Here is a 436-nt window from a genome sequence, read left to right on the forward strand (position 1 = left end):
TTATTTTTGATATTCTCAAATNTATTGCCTTTATTATCAAATCTCTAATATTATTTAATTCATTATTCAATTCTACATCTATTCTTTTAATTTCAATACCAGTCATATATTTTTTAATATCATTTTCTTCTCCAGTTCTTATTTCAATGTTTTTTATATATAGATTATTTATTACTTCTTCTATTCTTTCAATATTCCAACCTGGAGAAGCANNNAGTCCAATTATTCTATAATCCTTTGCCTGTTCTACAAATTTTTTTGCAATAAATGTATATGAATATTTTTTAACTGCTCTATGTGCTTCATCAAATATTATTGTTGATCCATCATAGAATGTTATCCTTCCACTTATTAAATCATTTTGTAAATGTCTGTGGTGTTACAAAAATTATTTTTCCTTGTTTATATAAATAATTTCTTCTCTCCTGTTGAACAT

The sequence above is a fragment of the Candidatus Nanopusillus massiliensis genome (genome assembly GCF_920984865.1).